We start from the raw sequence: 24771 nt of genomic DNA on the forward strand, positions 1-24771 counted from the left end.
AATTCTGACCGGCCTATCAATCCTCATAGCAGCAGCCCAGCTGTCCTGGCAGCCATCGCGAAAGACACCTGTGCCGCGCGCGGGCTTCTCAGCCCGTCCGTTGCGTCGAGGCAGTGCTGGAGTGCTATGCGATATTCGCGGCCGCGCTTGGCCGGCCAGCGCTTGAGATATTCGACAGCTTCCCAGGCAGTTGAAACGATGAAGCTGCTGCTTGGAGATTTGACCCTCACGGGCGAGGGGAAGCGTTTTTCGCTCACGGCTCTCTCATTCCATATGAATTCCAAACGGCCCTGTAACGCGCGAGACAAGAGATTGTTCCCGACGATTTTGATTTGCGCAGTTGCTAAAGTTTTGGGCCACGCGCATAATAAGAACATGGCTGGCAGGGAGGGCGTCGGCTGCGCAGAACGATGCGTTATTGCCCTCTGAGGGAAATGCGGCGCGATGTTGAAATCGTCAGTTCATCCCCAGGATCTACCGCTCTTTTCGGAAGATATCGACCTGCTGTCGCAGGTTCTGAGCCAGATTTGCGATGACAGCGGCATCGCCCCCCGCACGCCGGAGGCCGACAGGATCGGCGCAGCCATCATTCAGCTTTACAAGCAAGGCGTGAAGGACAGCGGCAAGCTGACCATTCTCGCCAAGACCTATCTCTAAAGCTCCCCGATCCAGAGTGCTTTGCGCTGAGCAGAAAGGGCTCTAAGCTCAGTTCTGCTCGATCGAGACACCGTTCTTTCCGATGCTCATCTCGATGCCCTCAGGCTTGCTCTCCTCATGGAAGATGTAGGCGCCGAGGCCGACGACCACGACGACGAGCGCGCCGATGACAAGATAAAGACCGCTATTGCGATTCAAGATAGGCTACCCCCAACACATTGACAGGACAGGCCAAACGCCTGAGATGGCGCTTGGTTCCGTCAATCGTCGTTCGCAGCGTTGAGATTTTCCGGCCGGATGCCGTCATCGTTGGAGCTGCGGGCGCGCATGCGTATGCCGGGGCCGCCCTCATCCTGATTGCCGCTGGCGATGAAGATGATACCGTGGGCTTCCAGCGTGTTGCGCACGTCGATCGTGGCGCGCGTCTCGCCGGCCCATTCGCCATTTTCCAGCGCCTGGACTGTTTCGACGGAAAGTCCGGCATGAGCTGCGAGTTCCTCGATGCTCATGCCGATCATGGCGCGTGCGCCGCGTATCTGTGTCCCTGTAATCATGCCTGAAATCTAGCGCCTTTGCGGAACTTCTCAAGTGTTTGTGAGCGGGTCGAGCGCTTGTGGCGAACTTCCAGCGCCGCGCAGCCCCACACGATGCCGAACAGCAAGTAAACGTGGCGCCAGTGGTCGATATCGATGACGTTGCCGATCGCCGCATGGCCGAGAACGGAGATCCACGCGACCATAAGGAAAGGCTGCCATGGCCGGTCGAGCAGCATGTTGCGGAAGCCGAGATAGAGCGTCCAGCACAGCATGCCGACATAGCTGATGAAACCCAGCCAGCCGTAGGTGGTCAGCGACTTCAGCCAGATATTGTGCTCGTCTTCTGGAAACATGGTGCCGAAGACCAGCGGCCCGATGCCGAGCGGCCGTTCCATCATCATCTGGAAGCCGATGCGATGGCGGTCGAAGCGGCCGAGATGCTCACCGTCATATTGCTGCACGAGCTGGGCGCGGGCGGAGAAGAGCTCGCTGACCTTGGGAACCTGCAGCGCGACCAGCAGCGAGGCCACCATCAGGATGATCGCGCCTAGCGACAGGATCAGCACCCTGAGCCGGAAGGCGCCGCTGCGCTCCTTCAAGAGCATGATGAAGATCAGCACCACCACGGCAAAGGCGAAGAGACCCCAGGCGGCGCGTGAGAAAGAGAGGAAGATGCCTAGCGCCAGGATGAGCAGTGCTCCCGCCTTGATCGGTGACGTCTTGAGATTTCCGGCGAGAATGCCGTGCACGAGGTAAAGCGCCGGCGGCACGAGGAAGGGGCCGAAAACGTTCGGATCCTGGAAGGCGCCCTTGGCGCGGTCGTAAAGCGTGAAGACTTCCGAGCCGGGAAAGGCGTGGAAATAGCCAAGGATACCGAGCAGGGAGGTGATAACAGCCGCAAAGCTCCAGGCATTGAAGATCAGCGGCAGCCGCTTGTGGCTGTCCTCGATGATCGCGGCATAGAAGATGGAGGTCAGCGCCAGGAACGTCGAGACGGCGATATACATCGGGCCGGTCGCCAGATCCCGCATCTGGGTGAGCGACAGCATGCCGCCAATGTTGAAGGTCAGCAGCAGCGTCAGCAACGGCGCGGTGGTGCGGGATATCTTTAGGCCGAGTATGAACCACAGGCCGATCAGCCCTGCCATCCACAATTCATAAGGCGCGGGCTCGTCGATGACGAAGCCGGAAAGAAAAACCCCGAAAGCGACCGCCGCCGAACCGATGAGGCGGAGCGTCAGCCGTTGCGGCTGGGCCACGCGCGCAGGGGAGGCGTCGATCGCGCTCAATAGGCGTTTTCCGTGTTGAGCAGCCGGATCGGCGTCAGGAACAGGATCTTGAGGTCGAACCAGAGCGACCAGTTCTCGATGTAGTAAAGGTCGTAAGCCGTGCGGAACTTGATCTTCTCGTCATTGTCGACTTCGCCGCGCCAACCATTGATCTGCGCCCAGCCGGTAACGCCGGGCTTGACGCGGTGGCGGGCAAAATAGCCGTCGACGATATCGGCGAAAGCGCGGTCGTGCGCCTGGGCGAGCACGGCGTGCGGACGCGGGCCTACCAGCGAAAGCTCGCCTTTCAGCACGTTGAAGAGCTGTGGTAGCTCGTCGATCGAGGTCTTGCGGATGAAGCGGCCGACACGGGTGACGCGCGGATCGCCCTTGGTGACGGCGGCCTTCGCCGTCGGATCGCTCATGTTGGTGTACATGGAGCGGAATTTGAAAACATTGATGACTTCATTGTTGAAGCCATGGCGCTTCTGCTTGAAGAAAACAGGTCCTTCCGACGTCGCCTTCACGGCAATCGCCGTCGCGACCATGACGGGCCAGAGCAGGCAGAGTGCGATGATGGTGAAGAAGATGTCGAAAGCGCGTTTGGCAACGGAATCCCAGTCGCGGATCGGCTTCTTGAAGATGTCGAGCATCGGCACCGCGCCGACATGCGAATAGGCACGCGGGCGGAAACGCAGGCGATTGGCATGTGCGGCAAGGCGGATGTCGACTGGCAGCACCCAGAGCTTTTTCAAAAGTTCGAAGATGCGCGCTTCGGCAGAAAGCGGCAGTGCGATGATCAGCATATCGATGCGCGTCATCCGCACGAATTCGACGAGTTCGCTCACCGTGCCGAGCTTCGGATAGCCGGCGACCATGATCGGAGAGCGCTTCTCACCACGGTCGTCGAAGATGCCGCAGACACGGATGTCGTTATCCGCCTGCTGCTCCAGCATACGGATCAGTTCCTTGGCCGGCTCGCCGCCGCCGACGATGACGGCGCGGCGCTCCATGATACCGTTGCGCGCCCAGTTGCGCATGCCCTGTGCCACGAGGAAACGCTCGATAACCAGAAAGAGCGCTCCTGCAATAAACCAGATGCCGTAGGATTCCGCGGTTGCAGCGCTGAGACCGCGCAGAAGCGAGAAAGCGCCTGTTGTCAGCACGAAGATGATGGCGAATGCTGCGAAGGCACGCGGCAGATACCGGACGCGAGCTCTGAGAGCCGGAATGGAATAGGTATCGGCAAGCTGAAGCGCTACGACGGTCAACGCCGAAACGATTGCCGCCATGACGGCCCGCATCAGTATGCTGTCGCTGCCGTCGCCAGGCGCGAAATAGAAGGCGGCAAGGCCGATGACGAACTGTGTCAGGAATTCCAGCAGCCGCAACTGGCCGATGATGATCGTCGGCGAATAGGTTCCGTCTCGGAACTGTTCGGCGATCTGACGTGCATAGGGATTGATACCAGGCGTCTCGCCGGCAGCATGTCTGGAGGCGTCGTTGCGCGTCTCCGTATCGGAGACCTGCTTGCGCAGGGCTTCGACGTCGAACTGTCCGCTCTTTTCCAGCTTGTTCATGGGGCTTCATCGCTCGTTGATGTGAGCGGGATAACAGAAAGCCCCTAAGAAACATTTACGAGGCGGCCGGGATCGCCTGTGCCGCAGCGGGATTGACGAGTTCGCCGTAGAGTTTCAGCACTTCGCGCGCCATGACCGACGCGGAAAAGACCGATTTGACCGTGTCGGGAGAGGGCATGACCTTGTCGTGCCAGCCGGGTACCGTCAGTGCTTCCGCCATCACCCGCGCCAGATCGTCGGAATCTCCCGGTGCCACCAGTGCGGGACTATCGGCACCGAGCACCTCGGGAATACCGCCGACGCGCGACGCGATGACGGTCTTGCCGGCGCCGAGGCCCTCCAGAACGATATAGGGCATGGCTTCGGCGCGGGAGGGAACGACGAGGTTCTGCGCCATGGAGAAGGCATCCTTCACGCGCATGGCCGGCAGCATGCCGATGCGCTTGCCGAGGCCGCGCTCCACCATCATCTCGCGATAACGGTCGCGTTCCGGCCCGTCGCCGATCATCAGCGCCGAAAGCGGTCGGCCGAGCAGGCGCTCGGTCTTGGCGAAGGCATCGATGAAGAGATCCGGGCCTTTGAGGTCGCGCAGCATGCCGACATAAATGAAGTGCACGGCATCGGAGCGGGTCGGGATGTCTGAAAAGTCCCGCGCGCCGATGCCGTTATAGATCAGACGGTTGGTGACCCGCGGCCGCCCCACCTTGGTCGCATAGGTCTGGCGTTCATATTCGCAGATGAAGACGAGCGCATCGGTAAAATATTCCTGCAGCCGCTCCATGCGCAGCACGAACTGGCCGAGCATGGAGGCGCGGGAATAATGCAGGCTTCCGCCATGCGCGGTATAGAGGCGGGCTACGCGATACCTATTGACCCGCAAGGCTGAGCCGGCAAGTCGCGCAAGCACACCGCCCTTGGCGCCGTGTCCGTGCAGCACATCCGGCCGCAAACTCCTGATTTCCTTGAATGTGTTCCAGAGTACCATGGCATCAGCCGGGCTGATGGAGCGCCGTATCGGAATACGCGTCAGGCCGAGCGAAAGATAAGGACGGATATCGTCGAAGAGACGGTCTTCATATTCGCCGCCGGTCGAGCTGTCGCAGATGATGCCGATTTCGTGGCCCGCCCGGCTGTGTTCCTCCACCAGGTCGCGGACATGGCGGAAAATTCCGCCGACCGGCGACCGGAAGCAGTGAAGAATGCGGAGGGGCCTTTGTTCTTCCATAAGCTAGAAGAGCCGTTCACGAACATAGATCGTGTCACCGGCGATGATCGGGCCGGAAATATTGACGCGGCCCGTCAGCACCTGTCCGTTGATCTTGCGCGTGACGTCGACCATGCTCTGGTTGGCGCGGCTGGTGAAGCCGCCGGCAACTGCGATGGCGTTCTGCACGGTCATGCCGGGAACATAGGCATATTGGCCGGGCTGGCCGACTTCGCCCATGATGTAGACGGAGCGATAGCGGTCGACATCGATCGTGACATCAGGATCGCGAAGATATCCCTGCTGCAGCTTCTGCGCGATCTGGCCGGAAAGCTGCTGCAGGGTGCGGCCGCGGGCAGGGACCTGGCCGATAAGGGGGAACGCGATGTAACCGGCCTGATCCACCGTATAGGTATTGGTCAGCGTTGCCTGATCGAAGACGGTGATGCGCAGGCGGTCGCCGCTATCGAGCGAATAGGGCTGGATCGTCGCCTGGTTGAAGGCCTTCGGCGCCGGCCGATAGGTCGTGCAGCCCGCCAGTGCAGCCATCATGGCGACAAGGCTCATAGCCATCAAGGTCTTGGGCTGGACGAAGGGCATCCGCTTGCTCACAGGAAGATAAATCGGTCGAGCCGTTATCGATCTATTAGGGTTAATGCCCGGTAAAAAATCCGCCGATTTCCGCAATTCCTTTATCAGGAGCGTCTTGTTTGCGAGGGAATTGCCATTAACCGTTGAGTTACCATGGTCGTTTACGCTTGGGGCAGTTCGTATTGGAGTAATGAGTATGTCCCGCGTAGCGAGTGATCAGGATGTGGACATCGACCTCGGCCAGCTTGTGCGCGCGGTCTGGGCCCGTCGTCTGAGAATATTGACGATCACCGCATTGGGTGCGGCTGTCGCTTTTGCCGGCGCCAAGATAGTTTCACCGCAATATCGCAGCGAGACGCGTCTCCTTATCGAGCCGCGCGCTCCCGCATTCGCCAATACCCAGACAAACGACGCCAGTGCCGGGCCACTGCTCGACGAGTTGAATATCGCGAGCCAGGTGCAGATCCTGCAGTCGGCGGACCTTATCAAGCAGGTCATCAACAATCTGAAGCTCTATAATCTGCCGGAATTCGATGCGGCTGCGAACGGCTCTGCGCTCACCGATATCCTCGTGGCGCTGCACCTGAAGAAAAACCCGCTGGAAAATCCGCCGGAAGAGCGCGTTATCGACGCCTTCACTCAGCGCCTGCAAGTCTATCAGGTGCCGGGCTCGCGCGTCATCGGCATCACCTTCACCTCCAAGGATCCAAAACTCGCCGCCAGCATTCCGAATGCCATGGCGCAGGTCTACCTGGCTATCCAGAGTGGCGCCAAGCTCGACTCCAACACCGAAGCCACGCGCTGGCTCGAGCCGGAGATCGACAGCATGCGCCAGAAGGTGAGCGAGGCCGAGAAGAAGGTCGCCGATTACCGCACCACCCATGGCCTGCTGCAGACCAACGGCACCACGACGTTTACCGCGCAGCAGCTCAACGACATCTCCGTCGAGCTGACCCGCGTGCGCACCGACAAGGCGAATGCCGAGGCGAGGGCGCAGGCCGTGCGCAACGCGCTCTCTTCGGGCGAAGCCTCAGACACGCTAAGTGATATTATGTCGTCGCAGGCGATCCAGCGGCTGAAGGCGACGGAATCCGGCCTCCAATCGCAGATCTCCGACCTGCAGACGAGCCTGCTGAACAACCACCCGCGGCTGAAGAGCCTGCGCGCTCAGCTTGCCGATATCCGCGTGCAAATCCGCCAGGAAACGCAGAAGATCCTTGCCAGCATCGAGAACGAGACGAAGGTTGCCGATCTGCGCGAACAGGAATTGGAACAGCAGTCCGATACGCTGCAGGCCAACAGCGCCAGAGCAGGTGAGGACGGAGTGGGTCTCAACGCACTGGAGCGGGAGGCGAATGCCCAGCGCCAGCTTCTCGAAACCTACCTCGTCCGCTACCGCGAGGCCGCTTCCCGCGCCGACCGGAATTCCAGTCCTGCGGACGCCCGCATTGTTTCGAAGGCGATCGAGCAGGTCGATCCCTATTTCCCGAAGGTCGTGCCGATCGTCGTCGTTGCCGCAGTCGCAACACTCATCATGAGCGCGATTGTCATCATGCTCTCCGAACTCTTCAGCGGCCGTGCGCTGCGCCCGGTGGAAGCCCCCGATGTCGAGGACAGGGTCGAGGAAGAAGGGCAGGGCGACGCAGCACCCGTTCCCGCCTTGAAGGTCGCCAAACCGAGCATGCTGACGGCTGCCATTGATGAGGATGAGGAGCCGGAAGCCGAGCTGGTAGGGGAAGCGCCTGCCGACGACAACGAATTCTCCGTTTCGTCAGTCGCGCGTTATCTCACCGACTGCCGCGCTCCGCTTGCCGTATCCATATCTCCGACTGGTGACAATGGTTCGGCCGCGACCGTTGCCCTGGCGCGCGTGCTCGCCGATACCGGACGCCGCGTAATCGTGATCGACATGACCGGCTCCGGCTATCCAAGCGAACTGATGGCCGAGAACCAAGAGGCACTGGGCGTCACCGATCTTCTCTGCGGTGAGGCCGCCTTCGGCGAGACGATCCATGGCGACCGTATGTCCGATGCACATCTGATCCCGCAGGGTGTGAGCGATGTGCGCCACGCCATGCGGGGCGTCGACAGGCTTTCGCTACTGCTCGATGCTCTGACTTCGGCCTATGATATCGTCATTGTCGAATGTGGCGCGGCCGATGTCGCCGGTGTTTCGCGGCTGACGCGCAGCAAGGAAATCGAGATCATCCTGTCGCTGCCCGAGATCGACGAGGCTACTTTCGTCGGCATGATGCAGGATTTCCAGAGCGCCGGCTACGAGCGCGTCGTCCTGATGTCGGGTGGCGAAGAGGCTGCCATGCGCAGCCCCGCGCGTCACGCCGCCTGATCTTTAAATCTTTGTTTTACGCATGTCATTGTCGCAAAACCGCTGCACACTTTTGCGCGACATGCTTACCCGACCTTGGCACGGATATTTTGGGCGAATTTATAAAGGCCAGGGCGGGCCTTGATGAAGGCCTTGCCACGAGTGATTGCCCGGTGCGCCGTGCCGGCTGCGATGCCGATGCCGGAGATTGGCAGGACCACATCGTAATGGTCAGTTTCGACTGGCGCCCAGGAGCGCTTGTAGGTCTGGTCGCCGAGACCGAAATCGAAGAGCGCAACTCCCTGGCCGTGCAGACCTGATATCATCTGCCAGAAGAGGAATTCGCCGGGGCTTGCATCCGCAACCAGATCCTCGTCGATCGCGCCGAACTGGCAGATGACGTGGTCGCCCTTGCGGGAAATCCCCGACAGCGCGGCGATGCGTCCCTCATAGTCGCCCTTCAGGCGCAGGACGCGCATCTGCAGGCCGAAATTGTCGCCATTCCGCTTGTCGATCAGGCCGTGCAGGAAGGCCTTGGTTTCCGCATCCGCAAAGACATCGGGCAGGCCGAGCGAGGCGAAGCGGGCGCTTTTCAGACGGAAGAACATGTCGAGCAGTTCGTGTTGCTCCGAGGATGCTTCAGGCGCGATATAGTCGAAGCCGCCAACCGCCTCCAGCCGCCGGCTCTGCGCGCGGAATTTCTTGCGCCTGCTCTTGGCGTTCAACTGCTGCAGCGTCTTCTCGAACGTATCGAAGAGCGGAAGCTGATAGGCGTGGTTCTGGTTCTGCACCATGGGCAGGCCCGAGAGCATGTTGCGACGGCTGCGCCATTCCAGTGGAATATTTTGCAGAAGAAGCAGATCGGCCTTGCCGGCGAGTGCTGCACGAAGGCGGGCAGCAAGATGATGGCTGTCTACCGTATCGCTGTCTGCGGCAAAGTCCTGTGAGAACAGGCCGGTATTGATGTTGCTGTGGTCGGCGCCGATGAATTTGGCGATCCGCATGCCGCGTGAAGCGACAATTTCCACCGGCAGGATGAAGGCGGTGCGGTTGCCGCTGCTGCCACGCAGGATGGCGAGCGGACGGCGGAAAGCCGCCACCCAGGCGGCACACCAATCATAGCTCTGGTGCAGCGAGGAAAGGTTGTCACGCTCCAGCGCGCGCCATTCCTCTTCCAGGGGCTCCATCCTGTCGAAAAGCTGGATATCGAGTTCGGCCATGGCAAGTTTCACGCTGAGTTGCCGCAGCCGGGAAATGCCGGCTTCAGCTTGCGCCACAGCGTCGAACTTTTGTTCAGGAGCATCGAGCCTCTGCGTCTGCACGTATCTTTCTCCGATCGAGAGATTGCTGCAGAGGAAGGTAAGGCGGCCAGACGTATATTTGGTTTAACCGCCGCCCCTCAGTGAGGATTTCCACAAATCAGGGTTATTCCGTCGTTAATCGGCCCCTACCGCTGTCTCGGACCGGCCATCCACTTGATGATGACCATCGCCGGCAGCACCCAGAGCAGGCCGGTGAGCGCGAAGTAAAGGAGATGCCCCCACCAGGGCGCATTGCCGAGCGTCGCGACCGCGATCGTATTCGCCACGATCGCATAGAAAAGCACGAGGATGATGATCAGGATCGTGCCGATGAATTTGCGAAGGCGGACGGGCATCGTATAACTTTCGAACGGATGGGACTGAGCCGGCGCGACGGCATGCCGCAAAGGTTCGGGGCTTGTTTTGCATCAGCCGCTGGGGCAAATCAACTGCCGGATAAAAGGAGACATCATGGCCGTCGCGAACTTGAGCCCGGAGCAGGCGATCCGCACTGAAGTGCGCAGGCAGGATAACAATCGCCGCGCCGTGCGCATCTGGCTGGGTTTCGTGCTTTTGGCGCTCTTCTGTCTCGTGCTTGTGGGGGGTGCCACGCGGCTCACCAATTCCGGCCTTTCCATCACCGAATGGAAGCCGATCCACGGCGTCATCCCGCCGCTGAATGCCGCCGAATGGGAAGAGGAATTCAAGCTCTACCAGCGCATTCCCGAGTTCCAGCAGCTGAACAGCGACATGACGGTCGATCAGTTCAAGAGCATCTTCTGGTGGGAATGGGCGCACCGGCTGATTGCGCGCGGCATCGGCGTGATCTTCGCGCTGCCGCTGGTCTTTTTCTGGGTGACGGGCAGGATCGAGAAGCGCCTGCGCTGGCCGCTTGCCGGCATCCTGGCGCTGGGTGGCCTGCAGGGCTTCATCGGCTGGTGGATGGTCTCCTCCGGCCTGTCTGTGCGCACGGATGTCAGCCAGTACCGGCTTGCCACCCATCTCGTCATGGCCTGCCTGATATTTGCCTCCTGCATGTGGATCATGCGCGGGCTTTCGCCGCATTCCGATGATGCTGCCCCGACGAAGAATTCCCACCGCTGGGCGGCAGCGATCGCCATCTTCTCCCTCTTCCAGATCTATCTCGGCGCACTGGTCGCCGGCCTCGATGCCGGCTTTGCCTACAATACCTGGCCGCTGATGGACGGCGCCGTCGTGCCCGGCGATCTCTTCATCCAGCAGCCCTTCTGGATCAACCTCTTCGAGAACCCGAAGACGGTGCAGTTCATCCACCGCTTCGGCGCCTACACGCTGTTCGCCCTGGCCCTCATCAACATGGTGATCACGCTGCGCGCGGCTGCCTCGACCACCCATGCACGCCGCGCCGTGGTGCTCTTCGTGCTCGTCACGATCCAGGCGGCAATCGGCATCACCACGCTGCTGCTCGAGGTGCCGTTGCATTGGGCCCTGTTGCATCAGGCAGGTGCGTTGGTGGTATTCGGTTTTGCGGTCGCCAACTGGCGCGGCTATTACGGCGAATATCCCCGCGCAACTGTTATCGCCGAGCGCGACTGAGCAGGAATAGAGACGTCCTTATCCCCTGGCTCGCGGAAGAGTGAATGGGATCAATGCGATGCTCCTCGCATGGATTTGCCGTGACATGCTAGATTGTCGGCTTGGCGCATGGGCGATCCTATGAAGGGGGATGTTCACATGAACAGATTTCGTACATTCGTAATGGCCGGCGCTCTGATCACGCTTTCCGCAATCGCCTCGGGCTGTACATCGACGGGGAGATATGATTATGGCGAGGATACGTCCCTGAATCCGGCCTGCGCCGGCGGTTTCCGTCCCAGCGATAATCGGCCCTGCTCTTATTGAGCCAATAGGGCTCACCAAGTTCCGGTGAGCGCAGAGGCCGCCAGTAATAGCCCGGTCAGAATGTTTGCCAGGAACAGGCGGTAGTTCACCTCAGGACGGGCGAGATCGATGCGCCAGGTCTGCGAGGCAAGGTGTGCGGCAATCACGAGCATTCCGAACGCATAAGGCAAGGACATGCCCGACAGCCAGCCGCCGAGCGACCATGCGGCGATCGTCAAAGCGTAGAACAGGTCAATCATGAGCTTGCCATGCCGACCGAACAGGATCGCAGTAGATTTCAGGCCGAGGCTTCTGTCGTCCTTCACGTCGACATAGGCATAGACGGTATCGTAGCCAATCTGCCACGCGATGGCTCCAGCCCACATAAGCACGGCTCCGGCCGGAATATGGCCGGCAATTTCGGCCCAGGCCATGAGCATGCCCCAGTTGAACGCTGCGCCGAGCACCGCCTGCGGCCAATGGGTGAAGCGTTTGCAGAGCGGATAGACGAACACAAGCGGCAGAACGCAGAGGGCGACCAGCCGCGTATAGGGTGTCAGAAACAACAGGAGAGACGCCGCCAAGGCGAGCTCGACGGCCAGAAAGGTCAACGCCTGACTGACGCCGATCTGCCCGCTCGCCAGAGGCCGAAAACGGGTTCGCTCGACATGGCCGTCAAATTTCCGGTCCGCGATATCGTTGATCGTGGAGCCGGCGCTTCGCATCAGCAGGGCGCCAAGCGTGAAGACGGCTAGCTGCCGGATATCGGGCAGGCCATGGGCGGCCTGAAACAGCGCCGCCCAGCATGGAAACAGCGTCAGCCATATTCCGACTGGACGATCGAGCCGCGCGAGCCTTGTGTAAGGTCGCCATGCGCCCGGCAACAGCCGGTCCACCCAGTCACCCTGATGAATATCGCTCAAGTCCGGGCGGTTTAATGTGTTCATGGCGTGATCCGGATATTTTCGAAAATTCTCAATGAAAGCAGTTATTTCGTGCCTTGGATTGGCTGTCGCAGAATAGAGGCTTTCGGTGGCATTGCAATGATCGTCCCGTCTCAGGCAAACCCATTTAGCCTGCGTGAGAGAGGATATTCAGCAGCTTGCCGGTGGGGTCGCGAATATAGAAACGCCGTACGCCCCAGGGCTCGTCGGCTGGCCCGTAGACGATCCGATGCCCACCCGTCACAGCGCGCTGATGGACCTCGTCCACATCATCGACCTCGATCGAAATGTCGGGCACTGCGGTTCCCGATCCACCCTCCGTTGCAATACCGATCTGGGTGATTGCGCGCCTGTCGGATGCAAGGGTGACGATCCAGCCATGATCCATGACGATGTCGAGATCGAACAGCCCGGAATAGAAATTGCGCACGTCTTCGATGGAAGCGGCGGCGATATTCGGAACGATGCGCAGCACTGTCATGGTGTTCCTCCCTAGAGCGCCGTGCGTCCATTCGGACGCACTAAGGACGCTCTAACTCTTGGAATCTACGCATCAGGCTTTCCGAAAATCGTTCCGATTTTCGGGCCGATGCTGTAGGCGTGAAGAGAAATAGCACTTGGTCGATCTGCGGAACAGTTCAGGCCCTGTCTGCCGAACTGTTCCGCATCTCATAATCCCAGGACCTCAGATGCTCGCCTGCAGCCCATAGAGATTGGCATAAATGCCGCCGCTCTCCATCAGCCTGTCATGATTGCCTTCTTCGACGATACCGTCGCCGGTGAGCACCAGAATGCGGTCGGCGTGGCGGATCGTCGAAAGGCGATGGGCGATCACCAACGTCGTGCGTCCCTTGGCGAGCGTCAGGAAGGCCTTCTGCACGGCCCGCTCGCTTTCATTGTCGAGCGCGCTCGTCGCCTCATCGAAAATGAGGATGGCAGGGTTCTTGAGGAAGGCGCGAGCGATTGTCAGCCGCTGGCGCTGCCCGCCAGACAGCTTCACGCCGCGCTGGCCGATATCGGTCTGATAGCCCTGCGGCAACGCCATGATGAAATCATGCGCATGGGCAGCACGGGCTGCGGCCTCCACCTCTTCGTCTGTCGCATCCGGTCGGCCGTAACGCAGGTTTTCCGCCACAGTTCCGGCGAAGAGATAGACATCCTGCTGCACCACGCCGAGGTGCCGGCGCAGCGAGGCGAGCGTCACATCACGGATATCGGTGCCATCGACTTCGATCGAGCCGCCGGTGACATCATAGAAGCGGGGCAGCAGCGCGCAGAGCGTGCTTTTCCCCACGCCGGAGGGGCCGACGAGTGCCACGAATTCGCCGGGGCGGATGGTCAGCGACAGGTTGCTGAGCACGTCCGCTCCGTCCTCATAGCTGAAATCGACATTCGAGAGCCGGATCTCTCCCTTCGGGGTATGCAACGCATGAGCCGAAGGTCGATCCACGACGTCTGGGTCGATCTCCAGTATCTCCATGGCCCGCACGAAGCCCGTATAGCCCTCCTGCCAGAGCCGGGCGAGGTTGGCCATCCGCTTGACCGGATCGACGAGGACGCCGACGCAGAGCAGGAAGGTCAGGAGATCGGCAATGGTGAGTTCCGCCGCAAGGATGCGCAATCCGCCGAGGATGACGACCAGAAGCGTAATGATCTGGGCGAAGGTCTCGGCACCAGCGGAAAACCAGGCTTCGCTGCGGTAGCCATCGGCGCGACTTTCGAGGAAGCGCCTGTTCAGGGCGGCAAAGCGTTTCCGCTCCAGATCCTCGTTGGCGAAGGACTGGACGACGCGGATGCCGGCCAGCGCATCCTCGACCCTTTCGTTGACGGCGGCGATTTCCTGCTTGCTCGCCTCGAGGGCACGGTTCATGCGCCTGTTGAAGTGCAGCGCATAAGCCACGGCAAAAGGCGTCAGCAGGAGGATCAGAAATGCCAGTTGCGGGTCGATGAAGAACAGGACTGCCATCGCCCCGCTATATTTGAGAATAGCGATCAGAAGGTCTTCCGGCCCGTGATGGAAAAGTTCTCCCAGCCAGAACGAATCGCCAACGATGCGGCTCATCAATTGGCCGGTGCGGTGCCGGTCGTAGAAGCCGAAGGAGAGTTTCTGGCAGTGGTCGAACAGTTCCTGCCGGATATGCGCCTCGATATGCGCACCCATCATATGGCCGCGATAATCGACGAAGAAGATCGCACCTGTCTCGGCTGCCACGATGGCCAGCATGACGCCGCCCATGCCGAGGATCTGCCAATAGGCCGAAGCCGAATCGGCGAGCCCGATGAGATGGCTCATGACGATGTTGGCGCAGAGCGGCAACGCTACTGCGGCAGCAGCAACGACGACGGCACAGGCAGTATCGGCCATGAGCAGCGGAAGATGCGGCCGGAAGTAGGACAGGAACTTGCGCAGGCGCAGCCGGCGCCTGTCGTGGGATTGCGATGCTGTTGAGAAGCTGCGGTTAAGACGCGGCGGGTTTTTCCTCGCGCGTGAAAGCAAACTGGACATGAAGACGGATATCCTGAGTGTTGATCTTGTTCTTCTGGTTGCTCAGGATCGTTTTCATGAGTGCCTCCCATCGGCGTGAAACAGGGGCTGCGCGCCGTTCAAGCAGCACGGCCTTGCTGACAGCGTGCCGCTTTTACCGCAAAACGCAGCGAAAAGCGACAGTCTTTTGCTTTGGCGCATGACGGCAATAGGCTTGGGCGAGGTCTTCGGGCCATTTCCACTTACGGATCCGGCCCGCTGATTTCCTCCTGCAAGCGCTCGAAAGCTGTTGGAAATAGCGTGGCGGGCGGACTGTAGGGATTGGAGAAGGCGTAGATGAAGAAGAGGATGATGCCGGTAAAAACACCGAAGATCGATAATAGCAGCAGGTTGCGGCCATCAGGCGGATAAGGGTAGTAACCGATGGCGGTAAAGATCACCCCCGAAACCGCCGCAAACCAGAAGATCAGGCTGATGGAATCGGTACCGCTGTTTTCCCGCCGGTCTCGGGATTCCGAGATCGTATGGATTTCATCGAGCATGTGGCCGCGCAGGCTCTGCTGTTTGGCACTGACGGGAGCCAGTTCGAGAATTTTCAGATAGGCGTTGTTCCATTGATCCCAGGCCGCCGAAGAGAGTTCGCCGGTTCGCCCGAGTTCGTTCCATTCCTGCTCGATGACGATGCGCACATAATCTTTCAGGGCTTTCTGGATTGGCGCCTGCGCCTCCGGGCCATAGCGCTCGGCATCATAGAAGACATCGCCGACCGCATTGCTTTCCACCGCGCTTTCCGTTCGCAGCGCCTGGTATTCGATCATTTCCTGCGCAAAAACGAGAGCGAGGATGAGGGCATGCAGGCTGGCGATGCGGGTGATGACTGAACTTGCCAGCTCCCTGTCGCGCCCGCCCGGGTCACCGCCCATGAGCAGATGCATGAAATAATAGGCCGCAAGCACCGTTGCGGTCGTGCCTCCAATGATGGCAATGCCGATCAGAACCGACGCCATTTAGCTCCCCTCACATGGGGGAGTGTAAGGCTTTCATAGCAGGCGGGCAATCGTGTCGGGGACTAACGAAGCAGACTGTCGAAGACAGGCATGCCACCGATCGCCGAGGCCGCGATCAGGATGTAGCAGGTCATGCGGAAGGTGCTCTCCTTGGCGAGGCCGAAGAGCTTTGAGCCGCCCCAGAGGCCGACGGCATAGGCGGGCAGCGTGACGATGGTGAGCGCGAAGACCGTGGAGACGAACAGCCCGCCGAAATAATAGCCCACGAAGCTGAAGACGGTGGAGATCGAGAAGTAGAGGATGACGTTCGAGCGCACGCGCGTGAAATTGCTCTTGCCACCGAGCCAGTAGGCGACGACAGGCGGCCCGCCGAGCTGTGCCGCGCCGCTGAAGAGACCGGCAATGAGGCCGATCGCCGCGCTGAGCGGAGCGACCGGCTTGCCATGATAGCGCCAGCCGGAGACAAGCAGCACCAATAGGCAGATGGCGATCGCCGAGATGATCCAGCGCAACAAAAGCGGGTCCATAAGCGCCAAAACCGCCGTTCCGGCCGGAACACCGAGGGCGGCACCTGCTGCCATCGTGAAGACCTCGCGCCTGTCCGCCCCGCGCCATGCGGCGGGGATCATGCCGAGCGTCGCAAGCCCGTCGATGACGAGCAGCACAGGGGAGGTGAGCTTCGGCCCGATGACGGCGCCGGCAAGCGGAATGAAGATGAGTGCTGCGCCGAAACCGGAGAAGCCGCGAGCGAGCCCGGCGACGAAAGCAAATATGATCAGCGAGGAGATGCCGTGATCGGGGAGAGCGGCATCAAACCAGGCGCGCAGGCCGGCCATCAGCGCTTACAGCGTCATCGATCGGGGCTCCGTATCTCGGGAAGAGACAGGGCGGAAGGCCCTGTCTTAACGCAGGCGCCTGATAACAGGCAATTGCTGGGCGTTATACGCCAAGCATCAGGTCCATGTTCTGCACGGCGGCGCCCGAAGCGCCCTTGCCGAGATTGTCATAGACGGCGACGAGCAGCGCCTGCGCGATATCGTCATTGGCAAAGACGTGCAGGCGCATGCGGTTGGTGTTGTTGTAGATTTCCGGGTTGAGTTCCGGCGTGCGCTCCGATACCTCTAAGGGAGCGACCTCGACGAAACCCTTGATGCCGGCATAATAGTCGGCGATCGCGGCATGCAGGTCAGCACCCTTCGGCACCTTGGGCAGATGCGAGAGCTGCAGCGGCACGGTCACGACCATGCCCTGCGCGAAATTGCCGACGACTGGTTGGAAGAAGGGCACGCGTCCAAGCTTGGCGTAGCGCTGCAGCTCTGGCAGGTGCTTGTGCTTGAAACTCAGCCCATAGGGCATGTATTCAGGCGCATCCTCGCCCTTGGCGACATAATCCTCGATCATCGTGCGGCCGCCGCCGGTGTAACCGGAAATGCCGTTGACCGTGACCGGGAAATCGGCCGGTACGAGGCCGGCTTCGATCAGCGGGCGCAGCGTGGCGATCGGGCCTTGCGGCCAGCAGCCGGGATTGGCGACGCGCTTGGCCGAGGCGATGGCGCCGGCCTGCTCCTTGCTCATTTCCGGAAAGCCATAGGCCCAGCCTTCGGCGACGCGATGCGCCGTAGAAGCGTCGATAACCTTCGTACCGTCGTTCTCGATCAGGCTGACGCTTTCCTTGGCCGCATCGTCAGGCAGGCAGAGTATGGCAATATCGGCCTCGTTGAGCAGTGCAGCACGCACCGCCTTGTCCTTCCGGCTTTCGGTCGGGATAGACAGCAGCTCAAGATCGCGGCGCTCCGCCAGACGCTCGCGGATCTGCAGACCCGTCGTTCCAGCCTCGCCATCGATGAAGATCTTTGCTGCCATGATTATCCTGCACTTTCAGTGAGTTCTGGTTGTTTCCGGAATCAGTTTGCCATGAAGTTGAATCAATTTGATAACAGCAGTCATCCTGCCGTCGCGCGCCGTTCGGCGTGGAGGCCCAGCATATACATTGCGACCGTCGCCCCCGCAATGGCGGTGATGTCGGCATGGTCATAGGGCGGAGAGACTTCGACGACGTCGGCGCCGCGGATGTCGAGTTGCTTCAGTCGCTGCAGCACGGAGAGGATCTTCGCACTGGAAGGACCGCCGGCGACCGGGGTGCCGGTGCCGGGCGCAAAGGCCGGGTCCAGGCAGTCGATATCGAAGGTCAGGTAGGCAGGCGAACCCTTCGTATGCGCGATGATCATCGATGCGATGTCCGTCGCACTCATTTCCTCGACCTGATGGCCGTAGAGAAGATGGATACCGAAATCCTCTGGCGCATGAGTGCGGATGCCGATCTGGATCGAGCGGTCAGGATCGATGAGACCGGCGCGGACCGCACGGGCCACGAAGGAGCCGTGGTCGATGCGGCGCTCGTCGTCCAGCCAGGTGTCCTGATGCGCGTCGAACTGCACGAGCGCCAGCGGGCCGTGGCGATCGACATGCGCCTTCAAGAGCGGCCAGGTGACATAGTGGTCGCCGCCGAGGGTCAGCAGGAAGGCGCCGCTGTCGAGAATGGCGCTCGCCTGCCGCTCGATGGCTGCGGGCGTGTCCTGATGGTTGCCGTAGTCGAGCAGGCAGTCGCCGTAGTCGATGACGGCCATCTCGGCGAAGAGATCGCGCTGGAACGGATATTGCGGATCATTGTCGAAGATTGCGGAAGCCCGGCGGATCGCCTGCGGCCCGAAACGCGTGCCCGGCCGGTTGGAGGTCGCGGCATCGAAAGGAATGCCCCATACGACGGCATCGGCTCCTGTCAGATCCTTGGTGAAGCGGCGGCGCATGAAGGAAAGCGCGCCGGCAAAGGTCGGGTCGGAGGCAGCCGATGTCAGGCTCTGTGCCGTGAAGGCATGGTCGATGGTCTTATTCGCCATGGGAGGCTCCTTCCTCTGCGGTAAATTCGTAAGCGCGTTCTACCCGCGCAATGCGAACCTTATATTGCTTGTACCAGCGCTTGCGGCCGAGCTGCTGGGCGGCAAGATGGTTTGCCACCTGTTTCCACGCCTTCAGGCTTTCCTCGTCGGCCCAGTAGGAATTGGTGATGCCGAAGCCATCGGCATCCCGCGCGCTTTCGGCCCCGAGACAGCCCGGCTGCTGCAGCGCCAGTTCCGCCATCCGGTCGGCCATCGCGCCGTAACCATTGTCGCCCTCGGTACGAACAGAGGAGAAGGTCACGACGTAATAGGGCGGTTCGGGCGTGGTGGCGAAGGGCGAGGGCTGGGTGGAGGACATGCTCGGATTCCTTGTCTCTATAGGAAGGGGTAGGCGAGCTTCCGACAGATTTCAAGCTAAGGCGGCGGATCTTCTCCGCCGCCCTTTGATCTCAGCAGTGAGCGCGGATATGGCGCAACGCAAGTAGAGTGACGATACCCATCAACGCGCAATAGCCGGCGAGCGGCCATGCCGTATTGCCATCCAATAGCAGCACGAAGAGCGTACCGACGCAGCCGACGATCAGGCTTTCGATGCAGAAATAGAGCGCAACCGCCGTTCCGGCTGTTTGGCCAAAGGCCGCCAGCGCACCGTTCGCTGTGACTGCGGTCGTCAGCACGATGCCGACGGCAATCACCCACATCGGCAGGACGAAGCTGGCGAATGAGGGAGCAAGCAACACGTCACCGAGACCGAGGAGCAATGCGCCCACAAGAAGCAGGCCCATGCCGCGGGCAAGGCTGCCGGCCATTCCCCATCGCGCGACGAAGCGGCCGGCGAAGCGTGCGGACATGATCATCACCGCTGCGGCCGTTGCGAAGGAAAGGCTGAAGGCGAGACCGGAAAAGCCGGCATGATCGATCAGCACACGAGGTGCAGTGGAAAAGAACACGAAGAAGGCTCCCATCGCCGCGCTGAAGCCAATCGTGTAGGTCCAGAAATGCGCATTCGTCAGGATCGCGCGCATGCTGATCGTGACATTGGCCGCCGCCGCAGGTCTCGTTTCGTGCCAGCCTCTAAATGCATTGAGGGTTGCCGCAAGCATCAGTCCGCCGAGCAGCAGGAAGATGGCACGCCACCCGGCATGATCGGCAATCAATGCACCGGCGATCGGTCCGAGCGCCGGCACGAAGGAGAGGATCGCGCCAAGCAGGCTGTAGATGACGGCGCCTTCCGGCCTTACGGCATAGACATCGCGAACCGTTGCAAAGGTCGCCACAAGTGCTGCCGACGCGCCGGCCGCCTGCAGCAGACGCAGCACGACGAACAGTGCGGCCGACGACGTGGCTGCGAGCAGCAGCGAAGAGGCCGCAAACAGCAGCGCGCCGCCAAGCAGCACCGGGCGGCGGCCGATCCGGTCAGACAGAGGGCCGAAGAGCATCTGTCCGGCGCCGAGGATCAGCATGTAGAGGCTGAGCGTCAGTTGAACGACTGTCGCCGATGTGCCGAGTGCTTCAGGCATCGTCGGGACGACGGGGAGATAGATATCCATGGCAAGCGAGGCCAGGATATCGAAGGGCGCCAGAAGCAGCAGCGCTGCCGGCAGGGAGCAAGTCCAGTTCCTGTTTTGGGAAGGCATAGGTATTCATCCGCTCGAATGAGTTCATCCGTCGGCGATCTGCCTTCTCATCGCAGTCTGGATTGATCGGACAGATGCCGCAACAACTTCAAAAGGTTGCTGCGGCCTATCTGTCTGCGGACGGGGTGGCTCCCATGTGAGGTCCTGTCTTGTCCGATTTGAAACCTGATGCGGCTTTAGCAGCCGGCAGTACCGGCGACAATAGGTGAGTGTGGCGCGTTGACTTCGCAAACCGCTTCCAAGAAGCTGCGCCGACGGAACCAGGAAGGAGCCACGGGCAATGTTCGACCACATTTCAATCGGGGTAAAAAGCCTCGATAGATCGCGCCAGTTTTACGATGCGGTACTTGCGCCGCTCGGCTATGAGCGTCTGTCGAATTTCGACGGAACGATGGGATACGGCGCCGAGAGGCCTGCCTTCTGGGTGAGTGAAGTAGAGCGCCCGGTGCCGGCCGATCGCGGCTCTGGACTGCATTTCTGCTTCGTCGCCACGAGTGAGGAGGCCGTCAATGCCTTTTATGCCGCAGCACTTGCCAATGGCGGAGAGGACAATGGTGCGCCGGGCATCCGTCCCGACTACAGCCAGTTCTATTATGCCGCCTTTATCATCGATCCTGATGGATATCGGCTTGAGGCTTTCTTCAACAAGCCCGAATAAACGAAAAGGCCGGGCGAAAACCCGGCCTTTCCATGAAAGCATGTCCGAAAGCGATTAGCGCTTCGAGAACTGGAACGAACGGCGGGCCTTGGCCTTACCGTACTTCTTACGTTCGACGACGCGGCTGTCGCGGGTCAGGAAGCCACCCTTCTTCAGCACCGAGCGCAGGCCCGGTTCGAAGTAGGTGAGGGCCTTCGAAAGACCGTGGCGAACGGCACCGGCCTGGCCGGAAAGACCGCCGCCGGCAACGGTTGCTACGATGTCGAACTGGCCGTCGCGGGCAGCAGCAACGATCGGCTGGCGCAGGATCATCTGCAGAACCGGACGAGCGAAGTATTCCGCAAATTCCTTGCCGTTGACGATGATCTTGCCGGAGCCCGGCTTGACCCAGACGCGGGCAACAGCATTCTTGCGCTTACCGGTCGCGTAGGAGCGGCCAAGCGAGTCGACCTTGCGGACGTGAGCCGGAGCAGCAGCAGCTACTTCAGACGACGTGCCGAGATCCTTCAGGGAAGAGAGGTCAGCCACTATCAGGCGCTCCTTACGTTCTTCTTGTTCAGCGAGGCGACGTCGAGGACGGACGGCTGCTGGGCTTCGTGGGGATGGTTCGGGCCGGAGTAGACGCGCAGGTTCTTCATCTGGCGACGGCCGAGCGGGCCGCGGGGAACCATGCGCTCAACAGCCTTCTCGAGGACACGCTCCGGGAAGCGGCCTTCGATGATCTGGCGAGCCGTACGCTCCTTGATACCGCCGGCATAACCGGTGTGCCAGTAGTAAACCTTGTCGGAATACTTCTTGCCGGTGAAAACGACCTTGTCGGCGTTGATGACGATAACGTTGTCGCCGTCGTCAACGTGAGGCGTGAAAGTTGCCTTGTGCTTGCCGCGCAGACGCATAGCGATAACGGAAGCGAGACGGCCAACGACGAGCCCTTCGGCGTCGATGACGACCCACTTCTTCTCCACCTCTGCAGGCTTCTGGGAGAAGGTTGCCATAATTGTTACTCTCTCTTGGATCCCCATGCCCGAAGGCGAGGGGCGTTTCTTGTTGCTTGGTTGGTCGGCCGTAAGACAGACCAAAAAGAAAGCAGCCCGCAAAGGCTGCATTTCCGGCGCGGCTTATAGCGACAATCGATTAGCCGGTCAATACAAGCCATTTTGACGATCGGAAAAATAAGTAAATAAAAACAATATCTTAACAGTGCGGTATGTGAATACCCCATCTTAGGGTGCCTGAAAACAGGAAGTTTCGCCCTTCAAGGCCGTCGCATTGCGGTATTCGGCTCGAAATCGCCCCACCCTTGTGGCACAAAAGCGGGATTTAGACAGCACACAGGAACATGCAATGGCCGAGATCGTATCCTTCCGCAAGGACAACAACAATTCAGGCGAGGGCGCCCTCGTGCTCCGTCAGCTTTCCGGCGGCATATTGCGCCTGACGCTCAACAATCCGCCGGCCAATGTTCTGTCGATATCGACAATGGAAACGCTGATGGGCGAGCTGCAGGGTGCAGCCGAGGACGAGGACGTCCGCATCGTCGTCATCGCTTCGACCGGCAATGTCTTTTCCGCCGGTCATGACCTCAAGGAGCTGACCGCTCATCGCGCCGACGAGGACGAAGGTGTCGCCTTCTTCGAAGAGGCCTTTGCGCTGGCCGCCGATCTGATGCTGGAGATCAATCGCTTGCCAAAGCCGGTCATCGCCGAGATCGACGGACTCGCGACCGCAGCGGGCTGCCAACTCGTCGCGAGCTGCGATCTCGCGATCTGCACGGATACGTCCACCTTCTGCACGCCAGGCGTTAATATCGGGCTTTTCTGCTCGACGCCGGCTGTCGCCGTTTCGCGCGCCGCCCACCGCAAGCAGGCGATGGAGATGTTGCTGACGGGCGAGACGATCGACGCCTCAACTGCAAAGGATTTCGGTCTGGTCAACCGTATCGTGCCGAAGCAGTACCTCACGCAGGTGGTCAACAAATACGCTTCCGTCATCGCCTCGAAGTCGCCGCAGGCGCTGAGGATCGGCAAGGAAACCTTTTACAAGCAGCTCGAAATGCCCGTCGCGGAAGCCTATGATTATGCCGCAAGCGTGATGGTCGACAGCATGCTGACCGATGATGCGCAAGAGGGCATCGGCGCCTTCCTTGGCAAGCGCACGCCCGAATGGAAGGGCGAGTGATCAGGCAAGTTTCAGGATCAGCCCGCCGAGCGCGATGATGATGCCGGCGAGGTAACGCCAGATGCTGGCTTTTTCCTTCAGCACCAGAACCGAGATGACAAGCGCAAACAGGATGGCGGTTTCCCGCAGCGCCGCCACCGTCGCAACCGGAGCCTTCGTCATCGCCCAGAGCGCCAACCCGTAGGAGGCAATCGAGCCCGCCCCGCCGATCAGCCCGCGCCACCAGTTGCGCCTGACGTGAGTGGCGACAGTCAACAGACCGCGCTGTGAAAGCGCCCAGGCAAAGAGCAGAACCGGCGGCAGAAGCGACATCCACAGCGTGTAGGAAATCGCATTGCCCGAAAGCCGTGCGCCGATGCCGTCCACATAGGTATAGGTGGCGATGACGCAGGCGTTGATGAGCGCCAGCATGATCGCGTGACGGCTGCCGTGGCGGGCTTCGAAGGCGAGCGTCAGGATGCCAACGCAGATCGTCATGGTTCCGACAAGCGCTCCACCCGTCAGATGCTCTCCCAGGATGAAGCCGCTGGTGGCGACGATGAGCAGGGGCGCGCCGCCACGCATCAGCGGATAGACCAGGCCGATATCGCCGGCCCTGTAGGCGGCGGCGACCAGCTGGAAATAGGCAAATTGCAGGATGGCGGAAGCGCCGATGAAGGGCCAGGCCTGTGGCTGCGGCAGGGGGAGCAACGGTAGGAAAGGTAGCGAGGCGACCGCGCCGCCTGCAGAGATCAGCGCCGCATCAAGCGATTTGTCCTTGCCGGCTTTGATGATGGCATTCCATGTCGCATGCAGAAGAGCACCGAAAAGGACGAGAAGAAGAACATCGAGGGGCAAGGTGGATGGTCCAGGAGCAGTGCAACAAAATTGGGGAAAACATCACAGCTTTCCCGTTTGAACCTGCCTTGAAATAACAACCTGGGTTTGCGTGATTTGCCCCGGAAGGTGTACTCCGCACGGTCGAATTTTCAATAGCATGGATTGATCAGGTGAACAATTGCCCATCGTTGTAGCAATTTCTGCGTGCGCTCGAAATACGTTCAATTACGCTCAGCTCACACAACTATGAGATGTCGCTAATGGACGCATGAACATATCGTGATCAAATTATGTATGAAAGGTGAAATTCATCTGTAGAAAGAGAGTGTCGACAATCCTATGATGCTGAAATATAGACATTATTCTATAACTTTGAAATGATTATAAATTAACAACCGGGAGAGGTGTCGCCGATATTTTGTATCCCTAGATTGATCGTCCGATCCTTTCGCAGGTGCGAAAGGATCGATAATATTCACAATTCCGAATAAATGCAGAGTTAGAGACTATAGTGTGGAATGAACAGCATCCCGTCCAGGTTGTCGATATTCTGGCAGTTCAGCACCCGGCACTTGGGGTTGTCCTTGGAAGGAATGCTCGTCCATTCCGCATAATCGGTCGCGTCGCAATAGTAGCTGTTGCGGACATAGCGGTCGTAGAGAGGAAGGCCGCGCGGCGAGGTATAGCGAAAGATGACGGCGCCTTCGTTGTGGATCGCCGCCCGCACGCTCTGGCAGCTCATGGCAAGCGGATTGTAGCGTGAGATCGCAAGCGTCGGCGAGGCAGCTAGCACGAGCGCGAGCGCAAGGATTATTTTTTTCAT

General features: G+C 60.2%; 27 protein-coding genes. 5 read left to right on the top strand and 22 right to left on the bottom strand.

Annotated elements, in window-relative coordinates; all coding sequences use genetic code 11:
- Positions 1-23 precede the first annotated feature (23 nt).
- Positions 24-257, bottom strand: coding sequence for a DUF982 domain-containing protein (locus AB4Z13_RS07065; protein ID WP_439014644.1), 234 nt, complete (start codon positions 255-257; stop codon positions 24-26).
- A gap of 187 nt (positions 258-444) precedes the next feature.
- Here AB4Z13_RS07065 and AB4Z13_RS07070 point away from each other — a divergent pair, with 187 nt between their 5' ends.
- Complete coding sequence (locus AB4Z13_RS07070) at positions 445-657, top strand: hypothetical protein (RefSeq protein ID WP_037096147.1); 213 nt, start codon at positions 445-447, stop codon at positions 655-657.
- 48 nt (positions 658-705) lie between these two features.
- On the opposite strand, the gene AB4Z13_RS07075 is transcribed toward AB4Z13_RS07070, so the two are convergent.
- The 6 genes from AB4Z13_RS07075 to AB4Z13_RS07100 all read right to left on the bottom strand — a co-directional run bounded on the left by AB4Z13_RS07075 (position 706) and on the right by AB4Z13_RS07100 (position 5845).
- A complete protein-coding gene (locus AB4Z13_RS07075) occupies positions 706-855 on the bottom strand; it encodes a hypothetical protein (protein WP_310382923.1) in 150 nt (49 codons plus the stop codon).
- 62 nt (positions 856-917) lie between these two features.
- Positions 918-1211, bottom strand: a complete 294-nt coding sequence (locus AB4Z13_RS07080; protein ID WP_113325260.1) for a helix-turn-helix domain-containing protein — start codon at positions 1209-1211, stop codon at positions 918-920.
- A complete protein-coding gene (locus tag AB4Z13_RS07085) occupies positions 1208-2482 on the bottom strand; it encodes an O-antigen ligase family protein (protein WP_439014645.1) in 1275 nt (424 codons plus the stop codon). Before AB4Z13_RS07085 ends, AB4Z13_RS07080 begins: the two co-directional genes overlap by 4 nt.
- Positions 2479-4041 carry an undecaprenyl-phosphate glucose phosphotransferase gene (locus tag AB4Z13_RS07090; protein ID WP_439014646.1) on the bottom strand — a complete coding sequence of 521 codons (1563 nt, stop codon included), beginning with the start codon at positions 4039-4041 and terminating at the stop codon, positions 2479-2481. The genes AB4Z13_RS07085 and AB4Z13_RS07090 overlap by 4 nt, the downstream gene beginning before the upstream one ends.
- Before the next feature lie 55 nt (positions 4042-4096).
- Positions 4097-5266 carry a glycosyltransferase family 4 protein gene (locus AB4Z13_RS07095; RefSeq protein WP_007819912.1) on the bottom strand — a complete coding sequence of 390 codons (1170 nt, stop codon included), beginning with the start codon at positions 5264-5266 and terminating at the stop codon, positions 4097-4099.
- A 3-nt stretch (positions 5267-5269) separates the two neighbouring features.
- A complete protein-coding gene (locus AB4Z13_RS07100) occupies positions 5270-5845 on the bottom strand; it encodes a polysaccharide biosynthesis/export family protein (protein ID WP_007819909.1) in 576 nt (191 codons plus the stop codon).
- Between the two features lie 187 nt (positions 5846-6032).
- On the opposite strand from AB4Z13_RS07100, the gene AB4Z13_RS07105 reads away from it, so the two are divergent.
- A complete protein-coding gene (locus AB4Z13_RS07105) occupies positions 6033-8183 on the top strand; it encodes a GumC family protein (protein ID WP_439014647.1) in 2151 nt (716 codons plus the stop codon).
- Positions 8184-8248: 65 nt separating this feature from the next.
- Here the strand turns inward: AB4Z13_RS07105 and AB4Z13_RS07110 are convergent, their stop codons facing one another.
- Complete coding sequence (locus tag AB4Z13_RS07110; RefSeq protein ID WP_439014648.1) at positions 8249-9484, bottom strand: GNAT family N-acetyltransferase; 1236 nt, start codon at positions 9482-9484, stop codon at positions 8249-8251.
- 125 nt (positions 9485-9609) lie between these two features.
- Positions 9610-9819 (bottom strand): DUF2842 domain-containing protein, encoded by a 210-nt coding sequence (locus tag AB4Z13_RS07115; protein ID WP_037071678.1) that lies wholly within the window; start codon positions 9817-9819, stop codon positions 9610-9612.
- A gap of 115 nt (positions 9820-9934) precedes the next feature.
- Between AB4Z13_RS07115 and AB4Z13_RS07120 the strand changes: the two genes are divergently transcribed.
- A complete protein-coding gene (locus tag AB4Z13_RS07120; protein WP_442205945.1) occupies positions 9935-11038 on the top strand; it encodes a COX15/CtaA family protein in 1104 nt (367 codons plus the stop codon).
- A 317-nt stretch (positions 11039-11355) separates the two neighbouring features.
- Here the strand turns inward: AB4Z13_RS07120 and ubiA are convergent, their stop codons facing one another.
- The 9 genes from ubiA to cml all read right to left on the bottom strand — a co-directional run bounded on the left by ubiA (position 11356) and on the right by cml (position 20293).
- Entirely contained in the window at positions 11356-12270 is a 915-nt protein-coding gene (gene ubiA / locus AB4Z13_RS07125) for a 4-hydroxybenzoate octaprenyltransferase (RefSeq protein ID WP_439014650.1), read from the bottom strand.
- 124 nt (positions 12271-12394) lie between these two features.
- On the bottom strand, positions 12395-12748 hold the full coding sequence (locus AB4Z13_RS07130; RefSeq protein ID WP_310382929.1) for a VOC family protein: 354 nt from the start codon (positions 12746-12748) through the stop codon (positions 12395-12397).
- Positions 12749-12952: 204 nt separating this feature from the next.
- On the bottom strand, positions 12953-14773 hold the full coding sequence (locus tag AB4Z13_RS07135; protein WP_442205946.1) for an ABC transporter ATP-binding protein: 1821 nt from the start codon (positions 14771-14773) through the stop codon (positions 12953-12955).
- Positions 14774-14994: 221 nt separating this feature from the next.
- Positions 14995-15759, bottom strand: a complete 765-nt coding sequence (locus AB4Z13_RS07140) for a bestrophin-like domain (RefSeq protein ID WP_439014652.1) — start codon at positions 15757-15759, stop codon at positions 14995-14997.
- A gap of 62 nt (positions 15760-15821) precedes the next feature.
- The gene (locus AB4Z13_RS07145; RefSeq protein ID WP_439014653.1) at positions 15822-16595 is read right to left on the bottom strand and encodes a sulfite exporter TauE/SafE family protein; all 774 of its coding nucleotides are present in this window, start codon (positions 16593-16595) and stop codon (positions 15822-15824) included.
- Between the two features lie 103 nt (positions 16596-16698).
- Positions 16699-17622, bottom strand: coding sequence for an N-acetyl-gamma-glutamyl-phosphate reductase (gene argC, locus AB4Z13_RS07150; RefSeq protein ID WP_310382933.1), 924 nt, complete (start codon positions 17620-17622; stop codon positions 16699-16701).
- An 80-nt stretch (positions 17623-17702) separates the two neighbouring features.
- Positions 17703-18656 (bottom strand): agmatinase, encoded by a 954-nt coding sequence (speB, locus tag AB4Z13_RS07155; RefSeq protein WP_037096181.1) that lies wholly within the window; start codon positions 18654-18656, stop codon positions 17703-17705.
- Positions 18646-19014, bottom strand: a complete 369-nt coding sequence (locus AB4Z13_RS07160) for an antibiotic biosynthesis monooxygenase family protein (RefSeq protein WP_310382935.1) — start codon at positions 19012-19014, stop codon at positions 18646-18648. Before AB4Z13_RS07160 ends, speB begins: the two co-directional genes overlap by 11 nt.
- Positions 19015-19105: 91 nt before the next feature.
- Positions 19106-20293 carry a CmlA/FloR family chloramphenicol efflux MFS transporter gene (cml, locus tag AB4Z13_RS07165; protein ID WP_439014654.1) on the bottom strand — a complete coding sequence of 396 codons (1188 nt, stop codon included), beginning with the start codon at positions 20291-20293 and terminating at the stop codon, positions 19106-19108.
- Positions 20294-20573: 280 nt separating this feature from the next.
- On the opposite strand from cml, the gene AB4Z13_RS07170 reads away from it, so the two are divergent.
- Positions 20574-20951 carry a VOC family protein gene (locus AB4Z13_RS07170; RefSeq protein ID WP_439014655.1) on the top strand — a complete coding sequence of 126 codons (378 nt, stop codon included), beginning with the start codon at positions 20574-20576 and terminating at the stop codon, positions 20949-20951.
- Between the two features lie 54 nt (positions 20952-21005).
- On the opposite strand, the gene rpsI is transcribed toward AB4Z13_RS07170, so the two are convergent.
- Positions 21006-21479, bottom strand: coding sequence for a 30S ribosomal protein S9 (rpsI, locus tag AB4Z13_RS07175; protein WP_007819867.1), 474 nt, complete (start codon positions 21477-21479; stop codon positions 21006-21008).
- A 2-nt stretch (positions 21480-21481) separates the two neighbouring features.
- On the bottom strand, positions 21482-21946 hold the full coding sequence (rplM, locus tag AB4Z13_RS07180) for a 50S ribosomal protein L13 (RefSeq protein ID WP_007819858.1): 465 nt from the start codon (positions 21944-21946) through the stop codon (positions 21482-21484).
- Positions 21947-22295: 349 nt separating this feature from the next.
- Here rplM and AB4Z13_RS07185 point away from each other — a divergent pair, with 349 nt between their 5' ends.
- Entirely contained in the window at positions 22296-23129 is an 834-nt protein-coding gene (locus tag AB4Z13_RS07185) for an enoyl-CoA hydratase (protein ID WP_439014656.1), read from the top strand.
- On the opposite strand, the gene AB4Z13_RS07190 is transcribed toward AB4Z13_RS07185, so the two are convergent.
- Positions 23130-23966 carry an EamA family transporter gene (locus AB4Z13_RS07190; RefSeq protein WP_439014657.1) on the bottom strand — a complete coding sequence of 279 codons (837 nt, stop codon included), beginning with the start codon at positions 23964-23966 and terminating at the stop codon, positions 23130-23132. It abuts the gene before it with no gap.
- A gap of 481 nt (positions 23967-24447) precedes the next feature.
- Positions 24448-24771, bottom strand: coding sequence for a hypothetical protein (locus AB4Z13_RS07195; protein ID WP_113324465.1), 324 nt, complete (start codon positions 24769-24771; stop codon positions 24448-24450).

It is taken from the genome of Rhizobium sp. YAF28, assembly GCF_052113285.1.
Taxonomy (GTDB): Bacteria; Pseudomonadota; Alphaproteobacteria; order Rhizobiales; family Rhizobiaceae; genus Rhizobium.